Source organism: Chryseobacterium barbadense (genome assembly GCF_042849955.1).
Taxonomy (GTDB): Bacteria; Bacteroidota; Bacteroidia; order Flavobacteriales; family Weeksellaceae; genus Chryseobacterium.
Genome location: NZ_BAAFHL010000013.1, coordinates 14750 through 36474 on the forward strand (window position 1 = coordinate 14750; position 21725 = coordinate 36474).

Consider the following 21725-nt stretch of genomic DNA (forward strand, 5'->3'; position numbering starts at 1 on the left):
TTTTAGCCCGGCTGGAATATTCCGGTCGGGCTTTTTAAACAACATTTGTATGACAGAGAAAATTATACAAAAAGCTTTATTGAAGAACTGGCATTCTCATCTATATAAATTTATCAATGTTTTCTATTTTGATAACGAAAGTGATTGGTTAAGTTTTTTACAAAATGGTTATTGCTATGAAGTAGAGGTCAAAGTAAGTAGATCCGATTTTAAAGCTGATTTTAAAAAACCAAAGCACGAGATCCATGAAAAGAATGATGCAGGAAAGGGATTATACATTGAAAAGGGAGGCTTATCAAGATTGTTAGAACCTTCTTGGGAGTTCTGCAAACATTTTCCTGAATTAGTAATTGCAGAAGAAAGAATGTCTTACAGACATAGAAGATATAATGAAATGGATATTCATCTTTCTTACACCCCTTACTCAAAAATTGAGATCAGAGAAATGAATAATTTAAAACTTCCGAACAAATTCTTTTATGCAGTTCCCGAAGGTCTGATCAAGCCAGACGAAGTTCCAAATTATGCAGGTCTTTTGTATATAGACGAAAATTTGAATGTAAAAAAGGTTAAGGATGGTAAATTCATCCACAAAGATGTATTAAGTCCCGTAAAGCTTTTCAATAAAGCCTATTATGCTTATGCAGCAAATTTATACCACAATCTAAACTCTACTAAATAATGAATACATTAAGAAAAAATCAACGTGTTTATTTTATAGGAGAAAATCTGCCTTATGAAGTAAAAGCAGCCTCAAATAGATATGCAATTGTAACGAGAGATTTCGACAAGAAAGAAGATGATGACCTATTAGCATTTGAGGTTAAAAGAGGAGCAAGTCCATCTAAAAAAGAAGCTTATAATAGATTGAAGGATAACCCAGTCTATAGTATCATTGATTTTCAAGAAAACTGGAAAGCTCCAAATAATCTAATTTTCAACCATTATGACTATTCAAAGCAAAAAGATATTGATGAATGTCTTAAAGATTTGGAATCAGGTGAAGTAGAATTATCAAAAAGACATGGTTGTGTATTAAATATCGATTGGACTAAAACAACAATCATTGCAAAAGGTGATAAAATTTGGATTAAAGACAATCTAATGGAGGAACTCGTTAAACATGGTTTTAATGAAAAAGAAATGTCTGGATTTGTAAATAAGTTCAAAGGAACAGAACAAACTGCTTTCGATGTTTACAAGGATGAAGATAATGGTACTGAATCTCACTGGGTAAGTGTTGATATTGGATGTGAAATCCCATTAACTGCTTGTGAAAAACGCTAAAATTTTATTCAATGTACGTATCAATAGACACTGAAACTGGCGGATTCTCAAAAACTAAAAATGGAGTTTGTGAGATCGGAATGGTAATTGCCGAAAGAGATTTTACGGTTGTTAATACTTTCCACTACCTTATAAAACCATACTGCCAGGAGGACAGTGATGAGCTAGTCGTTTACCATCCAGATGCCATGGCTGTAAATGGTATTTGTATTTCGGATCTCGAAACTAAAGGAAAAGATGTAACAGATGTGATTGGAGCTTTCATAGCTGAATTATACCATGTGAAATCTGCAAGACCCGAAATTACAATTATTGGACATAACTCTAAAAGATTTGATTTCCCAGTATTAAATTATCTGTGCGAAAGATTTAATCAAAAAAACGCCTTTTTAGATCACTTCCAGTCTGAAGATACAATGCTTCTTGCCAAAGAAAAGCTTTTCCTTCCATCCTACTCATTGGAAAGCTTATGCAATCACTTTGAAATTAAAAACGAAAAAGCTCACTCGGCTTTAGGAGATGCGTATGCTACCTTAGAACTCTTTAAACACTTACAGGGACTTGACTAAAAATCCCAACATATCAGAAAGAAAAACACCTACAGAGATCCTGAAGGATTTTGTTCTTTCTTCTTTCGAAAATTTCATTTACTACTTTCAAAAAGAATATAGCGGGTACAAACCGAACCTCTACGATTATCAGTTAAAAATTACAGATAAAATGGAGGATGTATTACGAGGTAAAACAACACGCTTAATAATCAATATGCCTCCCAGGTATAGAAAGACAGAAATAGCCGTAAAAATGTTCGTTGCTTACTCAATGGCTATTACCAAAGGTAAAGCAAAGTTTATCCATCTTTCTTATTCTAAAAGTCTTGCTTTGGATAATTCAGAGGCAATAAAAGATATCATCACGTCCGCTGAATATCAATACTTGTTTCCAGAAGTACAAATCAAAAAAGACAGTAAGGCAAAGGAAAAATGGTACACAACCGAAGGCGGCGGGCTGTATGCCACCGCTTCCGGAGGTCAGGTAACCGGATTCGGGGCCGGAAGTTCTCCGGAAGAATATGAAGATGATCCTGATGAGATAATGGATGAAGATTTTGAAGACTTCTTAGTATCTTCTACGGAAAACCCCTTGGCAGAAATAGATCAAATCGGATATCCCCCTGAATTATTTGGCGGGGCAATTATTATTGACGACGGTAACAAGCCGGAAGATGCGGAAAGTAATTTGGCTCTTAATAAAATAAATCTTCGTTACGATTCAACAATTAAAAACCGTGTAAACTCGAGACATACTCCTATAATAAACATTCAGCAAAGGATTGCCCCAAATGATCTGAGCGGGCATTTAATTAAACAGGGAGGCTGGGAGATATTAAGACTACAGGCTATCGATGAAGATGGAAATGCTTTATGTCCGGCCATACACACAATTGATGAATTAAAAGTTTTACGTGATCAGAATGATGTTGTTTTTGAAGCCCAATATCAGCAAGATCCAAAAGCAGCTGACGGTTTAATGTATCCGAATGGAATTATTGAGGTTGAAATGGATAAGAAATTTCTTATTGATAATGCAGATCTTTTATTCTCTTCCACTGATGCAAACCAATCAGATGGCAATGATTATTTCTGCACGTGGTTCTGGGCCCTATATCAGGGAAGATTATTTATTTTCGACTGTATACTGGAACAGATCTCAGCTAAAAATTTAAAAGAACTCTACATAGAAAAACATATTCAAAATAAGGTCCAGGTAGCCGTTATCGAACAAAATAACCAGCAAACTTTCATTGGTGAAATTGAGACAAAGATACCATGTGCTGTAATTCCCATCACTGCAAAATCAAATAAGCTCGCTAGAATTATTGCCAAAGCTCATTTCATAAAATTCGTTTCATTCTTAAAAGATGAAGATAATACATCATTAGAAAAGGCTAAAAAGCACCTTAAGAAATTCAATAAAAATGGCACTTCTGACGATAAGCACGATGATCCGGAAGACGCTTTGACTTTGGGCTTGGATTATATGTGGGTTAATTATCAATTCCTTTTTGCTGCATAATTATGATAGTTACTGAAATACATAATGTAAAATATTATCCTGAAGATTTTGCTTTTGAGAGCGATGTCAAGATAGGAGTTTCAATGTCTGAATTCTCAATTGAATTTAACGACCCAGTTATTTTCATTGATAAAGATCATTGTGATTGCATACACACTTTCATTAAGACCGAAGATAAAAAACTAATAACTAAAATAATTACCGATAAGCAGGACATCGATGAATTTATAATATTCCGGATCCTGATTGGTAATCAAAAACAGAACTTAAAAATCAGATTTCTAAGATGAAAACAGAAGTAATGTGTAATAGGTGTAATACCGTCATTGCTAATGATGATGGAGTTTTTTTAATTCCAGTTAAAACGAGGACCCGTTTTAACTACGAAACCGGAACCGCAAACATTCAATGCCATGTTTGTTATTATGTAAATATTTTCAAAGGAAACGAGCTTGTTCCGGATTGCGATAAGATCAATAATAGATATCAATTAGAACAAATGTCAATTCAAAAAAAACAATAACCAAATGAAAGGAAATTTTAGAATAGTTCAGGAATCGGAAAATAGATTCATAATAGAAAAAGAGGTTAGCACATACGAAGGCCATCCAATTCGATTTTTAGGAATCGTTATTTGGATGAAAGAAGTAAAAGTACAAAAATGGAAAAAGGTTGACAAAAGAGGTATAGTTCCTTGTTCACCATATATGCTTTTAGAATTAAAAGATTCATGGTATCTAACATTAGGAGAAGCAAAAAAGGCTCTGGAGGACATTAAGAAGTATCCTAAAGTAATATACATTGATGAGTATAGTAACATCCCTTTGCCCCCTACACCTGCTCAGCCTAGAACAAAAAAAGAAAATCAAGTACCAAAAACACCACCGCCTCCACCTCCCCCGCCTCAATCTCCAAGAACGGTAAAACAAGGTGGTAATTGAGTGGCTTAAACAATAAAGGATATGAAATTTAAGAACAGAAAACTTATTTAGTCATTTAGAATATGGGCGATTTATGATGTTTTATTCTCAAAGAAATTTGAATTGAAAAAATATGATAATAAGAATACAGTTTATGTCATTACAAAATTTGATTATAATGAAATCAAAAACGCCAAACTATAACTATTAATTCATTAAAAATAAAATACTCATGAAAACTGCAATTATTAGCATTACTGCCTATGTTATTGGCTTATTAATATTTTTCTTTATGTGGTCATTCTATTGGCTCACAATTGATTTTACAAAGTGGAATCAGGAAGGAAGAGTAACTTTTTTAATATTTGGAAATCTTTTCTCCATTATTACTCCGATTACTATCATCGTTTTTAGATTTTTAGAACCAAATACAAAGATAAAATGATGAAAAAATACGGCTTACTCCCCAACGGAAAGAAAAACCTTAAACCTAAATTTATTAAACCTAAAAATAAAAGACGATGTTAGACGGAAAAGCAAGAGATGATTTTCAAAAATGGATGAAAGACGAAATGATTATTCTTCCGGAGGGCGGATTCAGTTCTCTTTCGGATAAATTTAAAGCTTCTTTGATAATTGATTGGTTGGATGTAGTTTGGATTGTGATAACAATTAACAACACTTATTATGATGGTTATCATTTTTTTTGGGAGATTAATATTGCTAACGCCTTGAGAAGTGATACTGGGTTTGAAAACAGAGAAGAAGCCACAATATCTGCAATTAAAAAGGCTAACGAAATATATAATTCAAGACCATGAGTTTAGAAGAAATAAAAACCAACTGGACGGCAACCGATACCTTGATCTACAGGACCCCGGAAATAAAACTTGCTTCTCTGGAAGCTGCTAAAACGAAAGTAATAGCGAAAAATTAAATCTTATGAAAGAGACATTAATTATTATTTATTCAATTTCTTTTCTACTATTCATTTTCATGGTATTCTTTGAAAAGAAGTTGACAGTTTTGGACCTTATCCTGGGAACAATCTTTTTGATTATCCCGGGAATAAATATAATAATGCTGACTTTTTCACTCTTCTACTCTATCAGGAACGGTGAAATCACATTGATCAGTATTAAGAATCGAATCATAAACTTTTTAAATTACAGAATAAGATGAAAAATTATATAGAAGTAAAAGAAATTATTTTAAAAATAGACACTCCTTTTACCTTGGTTGATGATTTACATCCAAATAAAATGATTGGCAAATTGATTGCACCTGGAACTTCTTAATAAATTGTCTGATTTTTAGCATTGTAATTCCAAAAAATATTATATTTGTAATGTTATTCTAAGGCATAAGCCACAATTCTAAATATTTAACTGGCTCCGAAAAGGATTTAGATTTTCAAGCACATCAGATCAAGAAACAGATCCTGATGTTATTCCTTTTTTCAATACTGTTCTTTTTGAGAGTTGGGATTCTTACAACTCTTCTAAATATCATAATTTTTCGCTCAATAACTATTATTTAAATAAGGCAATAATTTTAATTTCAGATGCCTTCAATGCATGTCGAATTATAGAAAGGGATATAAAAGGGAATATTATTGAAGGCGGCGGGCCTATAACATCCTTGCTCACTAATCCGAATTATAAACAATCTTTTGAAGAACTCGGAAAAGACTTTATAAGAAATCTTTTCTCCGGAGGGTTCTCTTATCTTCTTCCCTACCATGAAAACCCTGCCTATGTTAATTTCATTGATAAAGGTTCATCGTTGATATGTCTTAATAATGATAATATTGATTTTGGAGGGCGATCAATAAAATTGTTCCAGAATGACATTTCTTTTGACTACACCTATAATTTTGAAAAGAAAGTATTTAATTACAAACAAATAATACCTTTTTACGATATCGCACAAGACCCAAAAAACTCTTTTATTGGTGTTTCAAGGGTTAAAGCCCTGGAGCAGGAATTAAGCCAAATTTGGATATCAAATAAAGCGATTGACAATCAAATAAAACTCTCCGGGAATATTATCGTTACCCCTGAAGCCGTAAAGGAAAGTGAAATGTCAATGAATACTCTTGACAAACCAATTGTTTCGGTTACCGGAAAAACTCACAAACAAGATATTGAAGAGAAGTTGAATGCTTCCGGAATTATTTTTGGAAAATCTTTAACGGTTGCAACGACAGCTCTGAAAGCCATTAACCTTGCTGAAAGCTTGAAAGATTATGACTATAATTCCAAATTTAAGCAAGAAGCTGGCCGTATCATCCTAAATCTTTTTGGCATTCCCAGAAAATTACAAAATATAATCACCCAATCTGAATTAAAATCAGATAAGGAGGGAGAGGATATTGACCTGTATGAAAAGGTTGTTCTTCCTGTGGCAGAAAACTTTGCAAAATCTATTAATTCTCAATATTCCAAGCTAACAAAGACCAAAATAGAATTAAGCTACTCACATCTTTCTGTTTTTGCAGAACGTCAACAAAATACATTCAAAACAGAAAGTGAACACAAACAAATGGTTTCCGGCTATGTGTCAAACCTATATGAGAAACAATTAATAACACGGGATGAAGCCCGAAAATTATTGAAAGATGGAAAAATTATCGAAGGATAAAATAAAGGATCTGGAAAAAAAGGGGAAAGTAAACACTGAAGCCCTTCAGCAGTCATTAAAACAAAAAAAAGAGGCAAATGCCAAACCAGTAAATAAATGATAAAACTTCCTTTTTTAAACAAAGAATTTGCTTCAAAAGAAGAAACCGTAAAATTTCTGAAGGAAAACAGAAAAAGGCTTATTGATTTAAAAAAATCAAAGGATCACGAAACCCCTACTGTGAAATTTCAATACTCATTTGAGTATCAAAAAACTGTTACAAATAAAGCTGAAGAAGAAGAGATAGTAAGCCCTCAAGATGCGGATACGATCAAAGTAAAAGTGGTTATGAATACTACAAATTACCTTGATTCACATTTTGATGTTCACCTTCCGGGAATATGGAAAAAAACCATTGAGCAAAATGCGGCGAAAGGATTTTATCATATTCAAGAACATCAGACATCTAAGTTCGATTATATAATCGCTTATCCTGAAGATGTAAAAGTTTATACAGAATTTAAAAATTGGAGTGAACTAGGATACTCTTTCCCTGGCCAAACAGAATGTTTGATTTTTGAGTCAATTATTCGGAAAGATGTTAATCCTTTAATGTTCGAGAGATACAAGAAAAAAAGGGTTCGCGAACATTCAGTAGGAATGAGATATATGCAAATTGAATTAGCTGTATATGATCCAGAAGATGAAAAAGAAATGGATTTCTGGAATAAATACATTGGCCAAATTGTTAACCGTGAGGTAGCTGAAGAATATGGATTTTTTTGGGTTGTTCCAGAAGCCAAATTAAGAGAAGGATCAGCTGTGCCTTTTGGATCGAATGATACTACTCCTACTCTTGAGGTAGAAGAAAAAGAAAATACGGAAGACTCTGATAAGAGCATTTCTAATGAACCGTCACCGGACATTCAGCAGGAACCGCAGACAACACAGAAGTTTCCCCCAAGCTCATTATTAATTTATTAATCTAAAATTCAAAAAAATGGACGAATTTATTGAAAAATCTCCGGAGGAATTTAATGCGTTATCTGCGGAAGAACAAAAAAAATACCTTGCGGATAAAAAAGCAAACGACTTAAAAGTTGTAAAGGAAACTGCAACAACAGCAGCCAAAGAAGCTGTAAAAGCGATGGAACCACCTGTAGGGGTTTCCAAAGAAGATTTTGATACTTACAAGACAACAACAACTGCTATGATTGAAAACTTAGGTAAAACAGCCGGAAATAAAGAAGAAAATGTTTCTACCATTGCTAAAAGCTTCAATGATCAATATGAAGAAAAAATGAAGGAAACAGAGTCTGACAAAGGCGGCATCAAAGGTAAAATCACAATTAAAGCATGGACAAGTACTGACACTATGACGGTTACTGATGTTCCTGCCGGAACATATCCTGCAGCAGGTACCACAGGTATATTGTCTGGAGTTTTAGCCTTTTTCACTAGGCTTATTCCTACTTTTTACAGAAAACCAAGACCATATTCCAAGATTTACAACTATGTAACTGTTGAACCTACCGAAGGTGAGATTTCAGCTACAATTATTTCTGAAGATTATGTAGGCGAGGCAGCTATTACAGAAGAATGTGCATTAAAACCGATTGTTAAGGTCGATTTTGAACCAAAAACAATCAACTATAAGTACATTGCTGTATTCTGGAAAACGTCAAGAATTCTATTAAGAGTGCTTGCAAAAATGGGGGTTAACCTTCAAACTCGCTTTAATGAATTATTGATGGAGAAGATTCCAAACGAAATTCTTACTGTGACAAAAGCAGGAGGAGTTGCATTTACAGCTGATCCGGATTTCAAAGTTCAAGATCCCAATAACTTCGATGCAATTGTTGCGGTATTGGTAGACTTAATTAAAAAAGGATTTGTACCGAATGCTATTTTATTAAGCCCTTCAGGATTTGGAAAACTTACTACTTCCAAAGCTTCTGACGGACATTATAATCTTTCGAATGGAGGATCTATTCAAATCATTGGTTCAACATTAAAGTATGGTGACTTTGATGTTGATTTAGTTCAAGATCCAAAATTAACAGGAGAAGAATTTGTAATTGGTGATTTAACCTTAGTAAAGGTATTTATCGACAACCAAATTGAATACTACCAAGGAACAAACAATGAAGATGATTTGAGAAGAAACCTGGTTGCTAATGTTTTAGAACAAATGGTAGGTATCGGCATCCCAACTGGAGCTGAAACCGGGATCATCAAAGATACTTTTGCAAACGTGAAAAATCTAATTGCTGAACCAGAAGTGTAAACAGGAGGTGATTCTCCTGTTTATTTTCAATTCATTTTAAACTTAATAAAATTAAAAAAATGGCAAACGGAAACGAACAAAATGTTCAGAATAATGATGCTTCAAAGCCCGAAGCTAAAGAGACAAAAACACCTAAAGTAGCGAAAGTTTCCTCTCAGGATTTTTTCGAAGAAAAAGCTAAAGAAGCTGGAGAAAAAGGTGAAGATGTAATTATTGACCTTACTCACAAAGTTAAGGTTGAATTCCTGAAGGACACTAAATACATTAAAAAAGGTCACATTCAGGAGATTTCACAGCAAGCTTTTGAAACTTATAATCAGCACGAAGACGTTGTAAAAAAAGTTAAGTAATGTATCTATTAGACCTTTCATATTTCTCCGGTGACATCCATATTCCAAATTTGGAAGAAACTTGTATGAAGAATTACGAAATATACAAGCTTATTTCTAAATGGGAAATTGAGGCTCTTGAATTAGTTCTGGGTAAATGTCTTGCAGATGAATTACTTGAACAGTTCGAGATCACCGGAGTTGAAGGATCTAAAGAATTTAAACTTAAAGATAACGCAGATCCTAAGTGGAAATTTTTAATAGAAGGTAGAAAATACCAGGAATCTGACTCTGGCGTATCTGATTTTTACGATCTCACCTCTATGGGTTGTGGATGCAGGACGAGCACTTGTCCCCATCATAAATGGGAAGGAATTATCAAAAAGGTTCCTTTGATCATTGAAGGCAAAGAGGAGCATTATAAGGAAAGCCTTTTAGCTTATTATGTTTACTATATGTGGACCTATGACAATGCTTCAAGAACTTCAGTTGCCGGAGAACAGAAGATAAAAGTGAAAAATTCCTTTTCTGTTTCAAACCAAACAAAAAGAATTTCAGCCTTCAATTATTTTTGGTCCTGGGTAAGAGCCTGTACATACGGCGGGAAGGTTGGCCTTCATGTGTTTTTAAAAGAGCATTCCGAACTTTTTCCAAGTTTTGAAGAAATAAAATTTCAAAATCAAAACATCTATGGAATATAGAATACTAAATATTGAACATATTTTAGGTCATGTTATAAATGAAAATAAAGATTCGTTTATGGCATTAAGTCCCACTAAAAATATTTCTTATTCATGGGGTGATCAACAGGAGTTAAACCAATGGATAATTGCTAAAAATAGCGATATTGCCGGGAAGAGGGCTTTTGCCATTAAAAACACTTCCAAGTATCCGCTAATATGGCTAATTACTCCCTATGATGGAAATATTTTATTGAAAGAAAATGTTATTCCGAGCATTAAATTTATTATATGCTCAGATACACAGGGAGAATGGCTAAATTCTACAAGAGAAAAGGAAACAATGCCTTTCTTGATTGATATCGCCAACAATCTGATTGAGGTGATATCAAGACATAAAAACACTTCTATTATTAATAAAGCTTCAAATCCGATCAGTTTCAAAAAAGTCTACAACTATCCGGTTTCAAAAACCGTAGAAAATGTGGAACAAGTCCCGGAAGCAGAAACTTTGGATATATGGGATGCTGTCACTTTAAAGTTTGATATAAAAATCGACGATAACTGTTTAAAAAATTTAAAATCATGCCAATAAATATGACAAAAAACTGCGGGACAGCAGTTAAAGGTACCGGAACCCGAGGTTGTCGTACCAAAAAAAAATACATCGAAAGACGCTTTCTAATTGAGAAAGGGTTTAAATTGGATGTGAAAACTGATACTTTAGATCAGGCAAAGGTAACCGAACTTATCCAAAAGGGGATTTTAGTTCCGCTTCCTGTTAATTTGGGAGCTGCACCAAATCATAAAGAACCGACTTATGAAACAATTCAGAAACAAGATTACTACGTTTCCGGAATGGTTTTTAATTGGGGACTTCAATTTGAATCAGATGCTTGTTTATCAAGATCATTGAGTGCTTTATCAAGTAAAGCATGGGATTTGTTGGAAGTTGATGAAGATGGATTTCTAAATGTGGTTTATACTTCTGATGGATTCATTAAAGGATTCGATCTTAATTTGGCCAGACTCGAAGGTATGCAGGACAATGACGGTACAGTGAGTGCTAAACAAACTTTCCGTATAGAATTAACCAAGCCAGGGTCTATAGAATACATGAAAGAATGGGACACAATAGCCCCAACTGAAGTAAAATGGATGAATCTACAAGGAATAGATGAAGTTTTGTTGACACAAACAGTAGATGATAAGATAAAAGTGACATTTGCCTGCGATCAAAGCTCTCCAATTGACGGTTTACTTACCGCAAATTTCAGAGCATTAGATTCTTCCGGTGCAGCTGTTGCCGGATTTGCCGTTACTGCCGAAGGAGAAGGTGTATATGCCGTGACAGGATTGACTGCCGGTCAGGATTATACAATTTCCCTTTATGATTCAATCAAGAATACAAGAGTAATTGTACTGGCAAATTACTTTTACAAGTCTGACGATTTAAAATACACTGCATAATTTAACATTTAGCGGTGCTCATTTGCACCGCTTTATTTTTATGGACGTTTTAGAATGGATAGAAAAAGCAAAATCTTTTAATTCAAATTCACTTTTGAATAAATTTACTGTTAGAATCATTACTGACGAAAAAATTATCGATCTCCAAAGACAACAATGGAGGGCCGGAAAAGACAGTAAAGGAAGAATAATTGGTTATTACAAAAAATCAACTGAAGAAATATCAAACGGCCGAAAAATCCAAGGTGATCCTTACGACCTTTTCGATACGGGAGATTTTTGGCAAAGAACCTACTTAATAGGTGTTATTAGAGGAGATAATATTGATTTTGAATTTAATAGTGCTGGACAAAATAAGAAAAGCTTATTTCAAACCATTCAGTTTCATGGAGAAATTACTAATCCGGAAGAGATTTTCGGATTAATGGAATTTTACAAAAGTAAATTCATAGAATTGATTGAACCAAAATTTATTAAAGAACTAGAAAAATACTATTCAAATGTGTAAATGTGAACAAACAACAGGTTTAAACATCGCTTTAAGAGACGCTTTTTCTCTTACCACTTCAAATTCTAAATTTGTGGTTTGGGAATCCAAAAATAAAGAAATATTCGTGGGACCGGAAAAAAAAGCTCAAAGAAGGCTCAAAGAAGGAAATATTGATTGTTATTTTATTCCAAAGCAAACTGACAATGTAATTTCCTTTGAAATTGTAGAAAAGCCGCCGTTACCCGAATTAAATTCAAAGAAAACAAAGTAAAAACTAATAGAACAGCTGAAAAGCTGTTTTTTTGGATTAATCACTAAACTAAAAAGTTATGAGTTTATATAAAAATTGTAGGGATCTTCCAATTCATAATTTTATCGAATTAACCCGGACAAATGATCTATCACTTTTGATCAAAGAGATTGAAGATGAACCTGAAGATCCTTTAGTTCTCCAAGAAAAATATGCCGAAATAATCGATGAGTATAATTCGTATTTTACAAATAAGAGCAGAAACCCTCAAATTTTAAATCAATCAAAATTTATACTGCTTTCATTACAACTTATCAATTTAAAAGTACTAAATGAGCTAATTTCAACGAGGGGAATTACTGCCGAAATTGAGAATCTTTGCAAAAGTATAAATGTTGATCCATTACAAATAGAAACCTATTTAGTAACTACCAATAACGAGCTAACTAAATTACAAAGACAACTTGAAGAAAAAGAGGAAGATCCGAGTGAAAAAGATGAAAATTCTTTAGAAAAAACCTTAACTTTGGTGAAAGAAAATGGATTCAATTTCGATCGTTATAAAACTCCAGTAATTGAATTCGTTTTTGCAATTAATCGACTGGAAGAAAAATCCCGTCAGTATAAAAAATTATAGTCATGAAAACGATTTATTTATTTCTATTGTTAGCTTTCTCAATATTATTTATCGGGTGTTCTTCTGATAATGATAATTCAGAAGAACCTAAGCCAAATATAACTGCTTTTGTTGGTAAATGGTCCGGGAAATTATATAGTGATAAATTTGGAAGTGCTTATTATGGTGATTGGGAATTTGAAGTCAAAGCAGATGGTAGTATTATAAACGGCAAAGTAATTAAAGAGGGTCAACAGACTTATACAATAAATGGTAATATTGAGGTATTGAATCCAGGGTATAGTGCAAATTTAACTGGAACTTTCTCAGGCGGATCTTCATCAGGGAATTTCCGTGGAACTTTAAACAAAACTGGAAGTGTTGCAGGAACTTGGGGCCCGGGAAATGAAGATGATTATTGGAGCGGTAATAAAAAATAATATTTAATGCTTTACGAAAAGATTGATAATGCCGAAATGTTAAAAGATTTTGTTGAAAGACTGAATCTTTTAAGCCTTTATGACAGATATAATCTTTATAATTTTGTTTTTGAACCTCATATTTTTGACATTACACCAAAATTCTATCCAAGGACCAGAACGGTTTTTTATGATATTTGGAGAATATCTGTGGGTAAATTTAATATTTATGCTACCATTAAGACCAACACGAGACTTCCTATAGAAAAGCCGGGACTTAATACCGGCATGTACGAAGAAATATTTTTCCATATTCATCCAGGTGATCAGATAGGCATAAGCCAAGAAGCTGTATAGCAAAGTTTACCATTGACGGTATACCTCAGGCCGTCATACATTTAAAATCTTTTAATTCCGAATTGCTTGAAAGCGATAGAAACCTTGTGTCTATCGTTGAAAAGTCAAATAAAATTGTTGACGCCTTTAGCAATATAAAGGGGTTAAGAGAATTTTTGAATCTTCTTGAAAAGTATAAAAATGTCAATAAGGAAGTAGATGAAGAGCTTCAAAAAAGAAAGAAAACATTAACAGATCTTGAAAGAGCTGAGCGGGCACTTAATAAAGCCAGAGCAGAAGATGCTGTCGAAGTTCAAAAATTAAGGGTACAAACCCAGGAACTCAACCGGGCCAACAAAGATAATGCTAGAGAAGCATTGGGATTAGTAAGTGTGTACCAAAAGTTTGCTCAGGAAGTCAGAGATGCCAAAAACCGAGCTAAAGAGCTTGGGGCAGAGATGATCTTACTTGAAAATAAATATAGAAATGGTGAAATAACCACCAGACGATATAATACAGAACTCAAAAGACTTTCACGTGAATATACTGAGGCCAGAATTAAAGCTTCAGGACTGGATCAGCAAATTAAAAAACTTGATGCTTCTGTAGGTGACCATACCAGAAAGGTAGGTAATTATGAGAATGCAATTAAAGGAATCAGCTCAGCATTCAGAAATGCAATTGCTGCATTTGGGGTTGTCAGCGCTATTGATTTATTTGCCGATATCGCCCGTAAAGGTTACGAAACTATAAAAGTGCTCAATGCTCAGAACATGGCATTAAAGCAAGTTTTTGAGACAGAAGCACAAATAAGCTATCAAAAGCAATTTTTATCAGAACTTACCACTAAATATGGTTTGGATCTGGTCTCCACAACAGAAGCCTACACAAAATATTCAGCAGCTGTAAAAGGAACATATCTTGAAGGGGAAAGAGCCAGGGTTATCTTCGAAAGTTTTGCGGGAGCTTCCGCTAAATTAGGGCTTTCCGCCGATCAAAATGCCGGAATTTTCCGAGCATTAGAGCAAATGATATCTAAGGGAAAAATCCAAGCAGAAGAATTACGAGGGCAATTGGGTGATAGAATGGCCGGAGCATTCCAATTGTTTGCGGCCGGAATGGGAGTTTCCACCGCTCAATTAGATGCAATGCTGAAAAAAGGTACTGTAGTTGCCGATGATGTCCTTCCAAAAGTTGCAGAAAGATTAAATGATGTTTACAACCTTGAAACAGCAGGCAATATGGATACATTAGCTGCTGCTCAAAACAGATTGTCAAACGAATGGGCCTTCTTCTTAGATGAAATTGCGAGTGATAAGGAAAGCGTTGATTTCTTCGCTGGAGGAATTGATGTTCTGACTGAAGTAGTTCGCTTCTTAATGAATACTTTAGTTACTGAAGGAGCTGCAGCACGAGAAACTTTAGATGCATTAATTAGCTTGATCGGCGCTTTGATGGATGTTTTAGCATCCCTTACCGGACAAGCAGATACTACATCTACGGGTTTAGAAAAATTCAGTGCTACTTTGACCTATATCAGCGCAGATGTTAATCTTTTAGCCGGAGCAATCAATTATCTCGCCGCTACGGTGTCCAATTTCTTTTCTACAATGTTTGAAGATGATGGATGGGACAAGTTTAACAAGAAAATGGAAGAATCCGCCGATAATTTCATTAGAAAATATGAAAAGTGGGATAAATTAACTTCAGACGCTGATAAAAAATGGGAAGGATTGGGAGAAGGCGATATATGGATGATGAATGAAGAGAAAAGGACCGCTAAATATACAAAAGCCTGGAATGATGCTAAAGAAGCCAAAAGAGCCTATTTCCAATTTGACGGAAAATACTTTTCCACTAACACCGGAAGAAATACAGGTAAAAGTCTTGATGAGTACATAGATCGAGGTGACAATCTTGTAAAAAAAGATGTTCATACTAAAACCGTTATTTCCGACGACAAAGCTGCTAAAAAGGCAGAAAAAGAAGCTGAGAGAATGAGAAAAAAGGCTGAACGAGAAGCCGAAAAAGCAAGAAAGATCGCCTTTGAAAATGCTAAAGCGGAAATAGAAGCTAAAAAAGCATCGTTAGATTTTATTGAAAAGTCAACAGGTCTCGAAAAAAAGACAGCCGAAGAAAAAGAAGTGTTTTTCAAAACCCTTCAGGACCAAAGATTAAAACTTCTGCAAGAAGAATTTGCTGTAAACTTAAAATATGCAAAATCTGAATCAGAAAGGGAAAAACTAAGACAAAAAAATAAACTTGACACCTTTAATGTTGAAAAAGAATACTTAAGCAAAATAAAGGATGCTCAATTAGAATCAGTTGCTAATTCTGAAAATCAATATAAACTTTCCAATAAATCAATCCTTGATAAGTCTGTAGAGTTGTCAGATCAACTCGTTGAAATTGAGAAAAACAGAATAAATAAAATTCTTGATTTCGAGTTAGAAGCTTTGGCTAAAAAATTTGAATTGAATGAGCTCGAAGTTAGAAACAAGCTTCAAGCTGGTGAAAAACTGACTAAAGCTGAAATTGAGTTTTTAGAAAAAATAAACGAAGCTCGTAAAAACTCTAGTAAGGAAGTTTTGGATCTGGAAAAGAAAAATCTTGATTTAAAACAAACACTAAAAAAATTGGATGTAGAAAAAGAAGAAATTCTCATCCAAAAATCTAATGAAAATGATTTATCTGCACAGTTAGATCTTCTTCAATTAAAAAGAAATGCAGATGTAGAGTACTTAACCGAAAAGGCAAGACTTTATCCTGAAAATGCAACTGAAATTGCTAAGGAAATTGAAAATATTACCTTGGAATATCAGCAGAAAGAAGCTGATACAAGAAAGGATTATTTTGACCAGGCAATAGATTCACAAAGCGAATTTGTAGAAAGAACCGCAGCAATTAAGGAAACAGAATCAGCATTTATGATGTTGAAAAACGCTGAATCCGCTGAAGATTATGCAAAAGGCATCGGAATGATGGCAGGGAGTTTAAAGGCTTTTGCTAAAGAAGGTTCTGCAACCTGGAAAGCGATGGCCACCTTACAAGCGACCTTGAATATGTTTGTCGGAATTTCCCAGGCTCTTGCTACTGAGAAAAATATGTGGACTATGATTGCTAGAATAGCATTGGTTACCGTTACCGGTATCATGGCAATTTCAAAAATTCAATCCACTCCGGTTCCGAAATATGCAGAGGGTACTTTATATGCTGAACAATCCGGAATTGCGATCACCGATGAAGAAGGACCGGAATTACATTATAGTAAAGACTGGAAGTTAAAGGATAAGGGTTCGTCAAACGGTCCAAGATTAAAACAGGTAATGCAAGGAGATAAAATTATCCCTGCTGACATGTCAAAGCTCATCATGAAGCTCAATTTACCAGTAAATAAAGAAGAACATCCGGAAAATTTAGATTACGACAAATTAGCCTCTAAAATTGCTGAAAAAACTGTTTTCGCTCAAGAGAAAGTAAAAAAAGAGCATTATATCGCCTTAGACGGGGAAATTGTGAGAATTGAGACCAAAGGAAACAGCCGAATAATTTATAAAAGTGAAAACAATAGGCCAACCGGACAAAGATTAAGATAATGAGCAGTATACAACCAATAGAAAGAAATACAGTTTCATACTTCCTTTATTTTGAGAAGGAAGATTTAACATTTGAAATAGATAAGCCTGTAGAATTGGAAAAATCTGATATCGAAATCAAACAAAATACAAATAAATTTGGCAGGTATATAACCTTTGCTGACAGTGTAGTTTTGACTTTCAGCCCTAGATTAAACCACAAATTTGAAAAGCTTTGCGACTATTATGAATTATACAAATGGCAAACAGGAATTTTCCTTATTATAAAGGTGGATGATCAAGAATTTTACAGAGGAAGATTAAAATTAGATTCTGCCGAAACCGACTATATGTATTATTTCAAATCTAAAATTGATGTGAATAATATCCGGGAAAAAATTGAGGCAAAAAAAAATGAAAGTATAGATTTACTTTCTCCAAAATCAATTGACAACAAAGATATTACTCCGATTGAGATGGTTGAACTTCTTACAAAGTTCAAAGAGATTTTCGTCGATAATTACGCAGAATTAAATGCCGCGGATATACCTTATTCCAGAGACGTAACGCCCTTGGGAGTTTTTGACTTTTTTTATATTAATGCATTCAACAAGGCTGGAAACGTTGGTGATGGATTTATAGTACTTCCAGAACTAATACCTATTCCTGCCAACCTTAATTTTACTCATTATAAAAATTCCGATAAAACGACAAAATTATCGATCACCATTAAAGATGTAGATATCAGCTTTAATCTGGATCGAGTTCCGGTGATTTCCCTTGAAAGAATCACAAGGTTTTTTGATTCAAATGGTGTCCTTGTCAACACTGTTACTGATGTTTTAGTCAGTACAGAATCTAATCGGATTGTTATTCCATATTTAAGCGATGAACTTATTTTGACTCCTTTTCAGGAAGTTTATTACTTTTTTACGGCGGTTAAGCATAAGCAGAATGACCCTATTGACGGTTACCTTACTTTTAATAAGAATCCATCGATACACTATTTTGGAGTTGACAGATTTGAAAATACCATTACCAAAGCAAACAGATTGATAGAAATAGGTAAGCAGGTACTTAAATCAATTACAAACAATTCGGTTTCAGTAGTGGCGCCAAAATTCACAGATCCAAATGGTCCATTTTATGATATTTTTGCTACTTCCGGTTTGTTTTTAAGACAATTCAATGATCAGCCATATTATTGTACCTGGAAAAACTTCGTAGACTACATTCAAAGCGCTTTTAACTGTGACTACCAAATAAATGGAAATGAAATTTTCATAGGTCACGAAACAGATTTTTATACTAATGTCGAATGTGGTCGAATTCCTTTTAGCCCTGAAAGTGATAGTTTTAAAATTTCTCCGAATCAAAGATTGATTAAATCTAATTTCATCTTATCATATTCGAAATATGAAGATGATAAAAGCAGCTCCAATACAATTGATTCCTTTCATGTAAAAGGTGAATGGTATTTGGCCAATTCTCAACCTTTGGAAAACTATTCTTCAGAAAATAACATCAATTTTATCACCGATCAATATATGATCGAAAATACCAGAAGGGAAAGTTTTAATAAGGATTCAACGAAAACCATTCCTAATGATAAAGACATTTATATCATTGATACAATTTTTCAAAATGGAACATTACAAAACAGAAGTGATGAGGGAATGCTGGTTGAAAACATTTACAGCCCAACAACCACTTATAATTTGAGGTTATCTATCAAAAGGCTGATGATAGATTATTATTCAGAAACACTATCTAACATATCTCAATTTACTTCAGATACGATTAGTTGGAAGAACACATTATATCTTAATAATTTAAAAGCTAAAACTAAACCAACGGTTCCGCTTACCGTCAAGACTAAAAACATAGAGCTAGTAGAATCAGATGATATAACTCCGGATCAGTTGCCGCAGCCAATTCTTAACGGTGATAATTTCGAATTAAACCTAGCACATCGGATTAAGTTTAATGAATTCATAGAAATGGCTAATAAAATAATAAATGACAAGGGATTTGTTACTGTTTATGAAGAAGACGGCTCTGAAATTAAAATTTATATTTCAGAAATGAAATATTCATGGGAAAACGAAAAGGTGTATAATATTAAAGGAGAAAGAAAAGCATGAAAAATTTAGATTTACAAAAATATCAATTTATAAGATTTGACGATCATCTTTCCGGAAGTGAAAGATATAGCGTTGAAGTTTGGGATCAGGAAAAAATTTTCATCTCCTTGGTTACTAATGAAATTTATGCACAATATTTAGATTTAGGTTTAGAAAATGATGAAATTATATCTGAAATTAATATAACCACTTTATCCGGAGAAAAACTTGATAATGGTAACCAATTTTACAGTAAACTATTGTCTTATGGGACTATCCACTATTTTCTGTTTATCTTATCCTCTATTCCATTAAACTGCAAAACATTTTACTTTACCATAAAGACTAATAAAAGAACTTTTTTCAGTAACCTTTTCAACCTTATAAATGACGAGTATAATATAAGCAGGACCACTCTATTAACATACTACCATTCAGAAAATTTTTATAACGCTAAATATGCAGATTCAGGTTTTTTGCCTCAACAGATCAGATTGCCTTTTTATTATTCTCATAAATATGATGAAGTTGAAGCTGAAAAATACACGGATTCATATCGTTTAGAAAACACTTATAGATCCGGGAAAATAAAAAGGACGTTTTTTGAAAGCTGGAATGTGATGTTGAATGATTATAACTACGATGCTTTATCCGTAGCGTTGGATTCCGATTTCATCTATTTTGATGAAACCTACTTTAATGTAAAACCATTTGAACGTGAGCCAGATCAAGAAAACAAAGGTTTCACTATTTCGAAAATAGACGGCCAAAGAGTTGCTAAAAGAAAATTTGATGATTCGGTCTTTTCCAATATAATCGTTATTAAAACCAGCGATCACACTTATGACTTCGATTATCATTCGGACTCTAATTCCGGAGCTTTAAATTATTTCCAGGTAGCAAATACATTTAACAATTATGAAGATTTCTTTGGTCCCATTTATAATTGTAACCTATTTATGAAAATAGAAAAGGTCCCGGATAATGGATATTTAATGCTTCAGATGAAGGATATTGTCGTTACTGTAGGGATGAAAATTAGTTATTGTGATAAGGATGATCTGGTATACATGCCAAAAGGAAAGAATAATGAACTTTCTACATCGGGAAACTATCTTGACAATTTTAAGTATAAAATCATAAACTCTTTAGGATTTGAAGGTTTTACAGTAATGACATCCACATTAAAAATGTATGATTTAGATTCTATTTCTAATTGTATAGATCCTATATTGACAGGTATTGCATTTATGTCTTCTTCCAGCGTTAAATATACTTGGGATATCAACTCTATTGCTAATTCAGAACAGGTGCTTTTTATGTATTCCCTTGATGGAATACATTTTGACCAACTTTTAATTGTTAATACAGGAAGTTTAACTACAAACGAGCTTATTATCGATTTACCTGCTTTTGTTATTGATGGCCAAACCGTCTACTTTAAAATTCTTACAAATAGTAATTTCTGTGGTCAAAGATCATCTCTTATAGTTGATGAAACTTATGTGAGTACTCCAGGAGGAATTTTAGTACAGTTGTTGAATATTAATTATAATCCAACTACAGGGTATACGGATTATACATTAAAAGTTTCTGGTGGGGACTTCCAAGGCTACGTTAAGAAAACAGCAGTTTCTTCTTTTAACTCTATGAATAGACAATTAAATAGTACTCAATTTGGAAATACTAATATTCCATCTACAAATTACAGTTCTACTGTCCCAACCACTTTATTTGAAGGTATTTATAATGAAAGTATTCACGTTTCATGTCAATATGCTCCTTTCTCTACAGATCCAGGAGAAAACCCTGGAGAACCAGATCCGATTGCAACAATAGAAGGATCAATAGAAATACTGGATAGTAATTTAAATCCTTTACCTAACCCTATAATAATATCTGCCTCATATAGTACAACTTAATAAAAAAAACTAAATTTGTATAATCATCGTGGCATAAGCCAAAACATCCAATAGCACATACAGTTAAAATACTTGAAATTTCAAACGGAATTAAAGTAATAGAAACTATTGAAACAGTACAATTCGAAAGAATAGTTTCTTCAAACGCCATTTTATTTTTAAGAGAAACAAACGAGTATTCTGGCAACCCTCCCAATGAAACCTTCCAACTGATTGACAATGTTGGTCAATATTATCACTTACCTGCTAAACCTTCCGAAATAATTTTACAAGATATTTCCGGAAACACCTATAATTCTACAACGGGGCAACAATTAATTGAT

At 33.5% G+C, this 21725-nt stretch carries 21 protein-coding genes; all 21 read left to right on the forward strand.

What is annotated here, in order from left to right; translation table 11 throughout:
• The first annotated feature begins 49 nt into the window (after positions 1-49).
• The 21 genes from ACGHIN_RS07525 (at position 50) to ACGHIN_RS07625 (ending at position 21402) form a co-directional block, all read left to right on the forward strand.
• Positions 50-682 carry a hypothetical protein gene (locus ACGHIN_RS07525; protein ID WP_390452245.1) on the forward strand — a complete coding sequence of 211 codons (633 nt, stop codon included), beginning with the start codon at positions 50-52 and terminating at the stop codon, positions 680-682.
• The gene (locus ACGHIN_RS07530) at positions 682-1287 is read left to right on the forward strand and encodes a hypothetical protein (protein ID WP_390452247.1); all 606 of its coding nucleotides are present in this window, start codon (positions 682-684) and stop codon (positions 1285-1287) included. Before ACGHIN_RS07525 ends, ACGHIN_RS07530 begins: the two co-directional genes overlap by 1 nt.
• Before the next feature lie 11 nt (positions 1288-1298).
• Positions 1299-1856 carry a 3'-5' exonuclease gene (locus ACGHIN_RS07535; protein ID WP_390452249.1) on the forward strand — a complete coding sequence of 186 codons (558 nt, stop codon included), beginning with the start codon at positions 1299-1301 and terminating at the stop codon, positions 1854-1856.
• A complete protein-coding gene (locus ACGHIN_RS07540) occupies positions 1849-3363 on the forward strand; it encodes a hypothetical protein (RefSeq protein WP_390452250.1) in 1515 nt (504 codons plus the stop codon). Before ACGHIN_RS07535 ends, ACGHIN_RS07540 begins: the two co-directional genes overlap by 8 nt.
• A gap of 527 nt (positions 3364-3890) precedes the next feature.
• Positions 3891-4304 (forward strand): hypothetical protein, encoded by a 414-nt coding sequence (locus ACGHIN_RS07545; RefSeq protein WP_390452251.1) that lies wholly within the window; start codon positions 3891-3893, stop codon positions 4302-4304.
• A gap of 500 nt (positions 4305-4804) precedes the next feature.
• On the forward strand, positions 4805-5104 hold the full coding sequence (locus ACGHIN_RS07550; protein WP_390452253.1) for a hypothetical protein: 300 nt from the start codon (positions 4805-4807) through the stop codon (positions 5102-5104).
• 736 nt (positions 5105-5840) lie between these two features.
• On the forward strand, positions 5841-6926 hold the full coding sequence (locus ACGHIN_RS07555) for a phage portal protein (RefSeq protein ID WP_390452328.1): 1086 nt from the start codon (positions 5841-5843) through the stop codon (positions 6924-6926).
• Between the two features lie 96 nt (positions 6927-7022).
• On the forward strand, positions 7023-7889 hold the full coding sequence (locus tag ACGHIN_RS07560; RefSeq protein ID WP_390452254.1) for a hypothetical protein: 867 nt from the start codon (positions 7023-7025) through the stop codon (positions 7887-7889).
• A gap of 16 nt (positions 7890-7905) precedes the next feature.
• On the forward strand, positions 7906-9192 hold the full coding sequence (locus tag ACGHIN_RS07565) for a phage major capsid protein (protein WP_390452255.1): 1287 nt from the start codon (positions 7906-7908) through the stop codon (positions 9190-9192).
• A gap of 59 nt (positions 9193-9251) precedes the next feature.
• Entirely contained in the window at positions 9252-9542 is a 291-nt protein-coding gene (locus ACGHIN_RS07570; RefSeq protein WP_390452257.1) for a hypothetical protein, read from the forward strand.
• 65 nt (positions 9543-9607) lie between these two features.
• Positions 9608-10222, forward strand: coding sequence for a hypothetical protein (locus ACGHIN_RS07575; RefSeq protein ID WP_390452258.1), 615 nt, complete (start codon positions 9608-9610; stop codon positions 10220-10222).
• Complete coding sequence (locus tag ACGHIN_RS07580; RefSeq protein WP_390452260.1) at positions 10212-10796, forward strand: hypothetical protein; 585 nt, start codon at positions 10212-10214, stop codon at positions 10794-10796. The genes ACGHIN_RS07575 and ACGHIN_RS07580 overlap by 11 nt, the downstream gene beginning before the upstream one ends.
• A gap of 113 nt (positions 10797-10909) precedes the next feature.
• Positions 10910-11671: a hypothetical protein gene (locus ACGHIN_RS07585; RefSeq protein WP_390452261.1), complete on the forward strand. Its 762-nt coding sequence runs from the start codon at positions 10910-10912 to the stop codon at positions 11669-11671.
• A gap of 40 nt (positions 11672-11711) precedes the next feature.
• Positions 11712-12179, forward strand: a complete 468-nt coding sequence (locus ACGHIN_RS07590) for a hypothetical protein (protein WP_390452263.1) — start codon at positions 11712-11714, stop codon at positions 12177-12179.
• Complete coding sequence (locus ACGHIN_RS07595) at positions 12172-12432, forward strand: hypothetical protein (RefSeq protein ID WP_390452265.1); 261 nt, start codon at positions 12172-12174, stop codon at positions 12430-12432. Before ACGHIN_RS07590 ends, ACGHIN_RS07595 begins: the two co-directional genes overlap by 8 nt.
• 58 nt (positions 12433-12490) lie before the next feature.
• The gene (locus ACGHIN_RS07600) at positions 12491-13048 is read left to right on the forward strand and encodes a hypothetical protein (RefSeq protein ID WP_390452266.1); all 558 of its coding nucleotides are present in this window, start codon (positions 12491-12493) and stop codon (positions 13046-13048) included.
• Positions 13049-13050: 2 nt separating this feature from the next.
• Complete coding sequence (locus tag ACGHIN_RS07605; protein ID WP_390452267.1) at positions 13051-13467, forward strand: hypothetical protein; 417 nt, start codon at positions 13051-13053, stop codon at positions 13465-13467.
• Between the two features lie 6 nt (positions 13468-13473).
• Positions 13474-13803: a hypothetical protein gene (locus ACGHIN_RS07610; protein WP_390452269.1), complete on the forward strand. Its 330-nt coding sequence runs from the start codon at positions 13474-13476 to the stop codon at positions 13801-13803.
• 62 nt (positions 13804-13865) lie between these two features.
• Complete coding sequence (locus ACGHIN_RS07615; RefSeq protein WP_390452271.1) at positions 13866-17378, forward strand: tape measure protein; 3513 nt, start codon at positions 13866-13868, stop codon at positions 17376-17378.
• A complete protein-coding gene (locus ACGHIN_RS07620) occupies positions 17378-19501 on the forward strand; it encodes a hypothetical protein (RefSeq protein WP_390452273.1) in 2124 nt (707 codons plus the stop codon). The genes ACGHIN_RS07615 and ACGHIN_RS07620 overlap by 1 nt, the downstream gene beginning before the upstream one ends.
• Positions 19498-21402 (forward strand): hypothetical protein, encoded by a 1905-nt coding sequence (locus ACGHIN_RS07625; protein ID WP_390452275.1) that lies wholly within the window; start codon positions 19498-19500, stop codon positions 21400-21402. The genes ACGHIN_RS07620 and ACGHIN_RS07625 overlap by 4 nt, the downstream gene beginning before the upstream one ends.
• Positions 21403-21725: the final 323 nt, after the last annotated feature.

What these genes read in the sequence shown, in the direction of transcription:
- ACGHIN_RS07565 (WP_390452255.1), top strand. Translation starts at nt 7,906, where the DNA reads ATGGACGAATTTATTGAAAAATCTCCGGAGGAATTTAATGCGTTATCT.
- ACGHIN_RS07600 (WP_390452266.1), top strand. Translation starts at nt 12,491, where the DNA reads ATGAGTTTATATAAAAATTGTAGGGATCTTCCAATTCATAATTTTATC.
- ACGHIN_RS07595 (WP_390452265.1), top strand. Translation starts at nt 12,172, where the DNA reads ATGTGTAAATGTGAACAAACAACAGGTTTAAACATCGCTTTAAGAGAC.
- ACGHIN_RS07560 (WP_390452254.1), top strand. Translation starts at nt 7,023, where the DNA reads ATGATAAAACTTCCTTTTTTAAACAAAGAATTTGCTTCAAAAGAAGAA.
- ACGHIN_RS07620 (WP_390452273.1), top strand. Translation starts at nt 17,378, where the DNA reads ATGAGCAGTATACAACCAATAGAAAGAAATACAGTTTCATACTTCCTT.
- ACGHIN_RS07545 (WP_390452251.1), top strand. Translation starts at nt 3,891, where the DNA reads ATGAAAGGAAATTTTAGAATAGTTCAGGAATCGGAAAATAGATTCATA.
- ACGHIN_RS07535 (WP_390452249.1), top strand. Translation starts at nt 1,299, where the DNA reads ATGTACGTATCAATAGACACTGAAACTGGCGGATTCTCAAAAACTAAA.
- ACGHIN_RS07525 (WP_390452245.1), top strand. Translation starts at nt 50, where the DNA reads ATGACAGAGAAAATTATACAAAAAGCTTTATTGAAGAACTGGCATTCT.
- ACGHIN_RS07575 (WP_390452258.1), top strand. Translation starts at nt 9,608, where the DNA reads ATGAAGAATTACGAAATATACAAGCTTATTTCTAAATGGGAAATTGAG.
- ACGHIN_RS07530 (WP_390452247.1), top strand. Translation starts at nt 682, where the DNA reads ATGAATACATTAAGAAAAAATCAACGTGTTTATTTTATAGGAGAAAAT.
- ACGHIN_RS07625 (WP_390452275.1), top strand. Translation starts at nt 19,498, where the DNA reads ATGAAAAATTTAGATTTACAAAAATATCAATTTATAAGATTTGACGAT.
- ACGHIN_RS07570 (WP_390452257.1), top strand. Translation starts at nt 9,252, where the DNA reads ATGGCAAACGGAAACGAACAAAATGTTCAGAATAATGATGCTTCAAAG.
- ACGHIN_RS07610 (WP_390452269.1), top strand. Translation starts at nt 13,474, where the DNA reads ATGCTTTACGAAAAGATTGATAATGCCGAAATGTTAAAAGATTTTGTT.
- ACGHIN_RS07605 (WP_390452267.1), top strand. Translation starts at nt 13,051, where the DNA reads ATGAAAACGATTTATTTATTTCTATTGTTAGCTTTCTCAATATTATTT.
- ACGHIN_RS07550 (WP_390452253.1), top strand. Translation starts at nt 4,805, where the DNA reads ATGTTAGACGGAAAAGCAAGAGATGATTTTCAAAAATGGATGAAAGAC.
- ACGHIN_RS07590 (WP_390452263.1), top strand. Translation starts at nt 11,712, where the DNA reads ATGGACGTTTTAGAATGGATAGAAAAAGCAAAATCTTTTAATTCAAAT.
- ACGHIN_RS07580 (WP_390452260.1), top strand. Translation starts at nt 10,212, where the DNA reads ATGGAATATAGAATACTAAATATTGAACATATTTTAGGTCATGTTATA.